The sequence below is a fragment of the Yeguia hominis genome (assembly GCF_014384705.1).
In the GTDB taxonomy this organism is placed as follows: Bacteria; Bacillota; Clostridia; order Oscillospirales; family Acutalibacteraceae; genus Yeguia; species Yeguia hominis.
Genome location: NZ_JACRSN010000045.1, coordinates 1 through 2,728 on the forward strand (window position 1 = coordinate 1; position 2,728 = coordinate 2,728).

Sequence of the window (2,728 nt, forward strand, 5' to 3'; positions counted from 1 at the left end):
CGTTTGCCCAACCATTCCCCAATCGTTTTTGGGCAACCGATATCACCTATATTCCCACAGCTAAGGGAATGGTGTATCTGTGTGCCGTACTGGATCTGTGCGGAAAAATGGTGCTGGCTTATCGGATCGGCGGCGATATGACCGCTTCGCTGGTGACGGATACCGTTCGGGATGCCTGTAAAAAAGAGAAGGTCGCTGATGGACGAATCCTCCACAGCGACCAAGGGTCACAATACACATCCCAAGCATACTTTGACCTAAGCCAAGAATCCCACATTCAGCCGTCGATGTCCAGCCCCGGATGCCCTTATGACAATGCGGCAATGGAAAATTTTTTCGGGACACTGAAAACAGAGTGCCTGTATCGGAGAAAATTTTCGTGCCGGGCCGAAGTCGAACAGGCGGCGGAGTATGTGCGATTCTACAACTATGAGCGGATCAACCTGAAAAACGGCCTCACTCCGTTTGAAATCCGGAGCAAGGCCGTGTAATTCGCCGCTGTTCTGCGACTGGGCGCTTTTTTCTTTGTCTGTTCGCTGGGAAACAGTCCAATGGTTGCAAGGTACTTTTTGTTTTTCAATTTTGAATAGAAAAATTATTTGATAATCCGTAAGCTTCCAATCAGCAGTAATTCATTTGCCTGACCGCTAAAGCTGTATACTATGCCCAAAATCCAGAGAACAAGTGAAAAGATGCCGCAGATACCGCCGATAATCCATCCGAGAATGGGAATCCAGGCAATAATCATCACACAGAGATTCAAAAGGAACAAGAGCAGCGCCTGGTTGGCGTGAAACCGTCCGAATTTTGAATTCGGGCAGGAAACCAGCGGCAGAAAAAACAGAATGGGGAACACATAGGCAAGACCGCAGAGCGTTTTATTCTGCAGGATGTCATTCGGATTCATACGGCTGGTATAATCGGTAACACCGGGCTCATGGGGCGTTGCTTCCGGCTGGGTTGGCTGATACGGCGGCGTGCTTTCCGGCTGCTGGTAAGTCGGGGTTTCCGACGGTGTGGCAGAATCGGGCTGTTGATCTGTAGAACTCGTTTGGGAAGCATCGGCTGACGGTACAGGTTCTCCGCAAACGCCGCAAAATTTGCTTCCCTCCGGCAGGTTTGCCCCGCATTTTCCGCAAAAAGGCATACAAACGTCCTCCTTTATTATTAAAAAGACTATTTTGTTTCATTATAGCAGTCTTTTTATCATTCGTCTATTTGTTTTGCAAAAATAATGCCGATAGACGGTTGCCTGATAGAATTATTTTTCGGTATAATAAAGACGAAACAACAGAAAAGAGGTTTTTGATTATGCGTGCAGTTTTACAGAGATGCACCCATGGATCCGTCACAATAGATGGAAAAATCGTGGGGGAAATTCAGCAGGGATTTGTCCTTTTGTTGGGAATTCAAACAGGGGATACAGAGAAAGAATGCGATTATTTACTGGACAAGGTTTTACGGTTGCGCGTGTTTGAGGATGAAGCCGGAAAACTAAACCGCTCTTTGCTGGATATCGGAGGAGAACTGCTCGTTGTTTCCCAATTTACGTTATACGCCGATTGCAAAAAAGGCAGACGGCCTTCCTTTCTTGCTGCAGCGCGCCCAGAAGAGGCGATTCCGCTCTATGAAAGATTTCTTGCGAAGGGCAGAGAACAGGGCGTCTCGGTGCAGTCAGGCGTATTTGGAGCGGATATGATGGTTTCAATCGAAAACGACGGCCCGGTCACCATCCTTTTGGATACAGAAGAATTGATGGCAGGAAAAGAATAATCTTATTCACTGCAAAATCGATGCGACCCGATTACCACGATAACCGGACGTGCATGCATCCATTTGTTAGAAGTTTTGTCGGGATTATAATAATACACGGCGCCGCCTGAGGGATCCATGCCGTCAATTGCGTCTCTGGCGGCGCGGTAGGCGGAGCCAGCAACAGCAGCATTGACACCGCCGTCCGTCAGGCAGGAAAAGGCACCGGGCTGATAGATGACGCCGGAAAGTGTATTCGGAAAGTTCGGATGTGCAATGCGGTTGAGAATAACAGCGCCGACGGCAACCTGCCCTTCATAAGGTTCTCCGCGTGATTCCGCAGAAATAATGCGGGCAAGCAGCGCGACTTCGGATGCGCTGTATGCACCATAGGCTGTTTGATTTGAAGCGCTTGATTCTGAACTGGAAGAGCCTTTTCCGATTCCAAGTGCAGCAAGTGTTTTTTCTCCGGCAATTCCGTCTGCAGAAAGACCGTGATCTTTCTGAAAGGCAATCACTGCCGATCGGGTCTGTTCTCCGAAGATGCCGTCGGCATTTCCGGAGTAGTATCCTTTTTCTTTGAGTACGGTTTGAATTTGTACAACCTCATCTCCGCGGGAACCATAGCGGGATAAGGTTGAGACTGCGTCAGAAGAGCCGAGTATGATAAGAACCATTAAACCGTTAATCAGAAAAAGAATCATAACTTTCCAAATATATTTTAAAATATCCCGCATCATGAAACACCCCTTTTCGTCTTGAGTGTGCGCGAAAAAGGGCACAATATCCCTAAAAATTCATGAAAAAATAAAAACTCAAAAAAAGATTAAAAAAAGGTATTGACAAAGGTGGAGAAAGGTGCTAAAATAAATCTCGCTCTCCCGGAGACGGGCGGGCGGCGGACCTTGAAAATTAAACAACAAGAGCGAAACGGACCTGAAGATTCTAAAGGGTTTCGAGAGAGACGGTTTTAGAG

General features: G+C 47.4%; 4 protein-coding genes. 2 read left to right on the forward strand and 2 right to left on the reverse strand.

The genetic code is table 11. The features are described from left to right. Positions 1-491 (forward strand): IS3 family transposase (locus IAG03_RS13940; RefSeq protein WP_249320720.1); only part of this gene is annotated, 491 nt, incomplete at its 5' end. Between the two features lie 104 nt (positions 492-595). On the opposite strand, the gene IAG03_RS13945 is transcribed toward IAG03_RS13940, so the two are convergent. Next, on the reverse strand, positions 596-1,147 hold the full coding sequence (locus IAG03_RS13945; RefSeq protein ID WP_249320722.1) for a magnetosome magnetite crystal formation protein family: 552 nt from the start codon (positions 1,145-1,147) through the stop codon (positions 596-598). Between the two features lie 164 nt (positions 1,148-1,311). On the opposite strand from IAG03_RS13945, the gene dtd reads away from it, so the two are divergent. Then, entirely contained in the window at positions 1,312-1,773 is a 462-nt protein-coding gene (dtd, locus tag IAG03_RS13950) for a D-aminoacyl-tRNA deacylase (RefSeq protein WP_249320723.1), read from the forward strand. Positions 1,774-1,775: 2 nt separating this feature from the next. Here dtd and sleB read toward each other — a convergent pair whose 3' ends face one another. Further along, positions 1,776-2,489, reverse strand: coding sequence for a spore cortex-lytic enzyme (gene sleB, locus IAG03_RS13955; RefSeq protein ID WP_249320724.1), 714 nt, complete (start codon positions 2,487-2,489; stop codon positions 1,776-1,778). Positions 2,490-2,728: the final 239 nt, after the last annotated feature.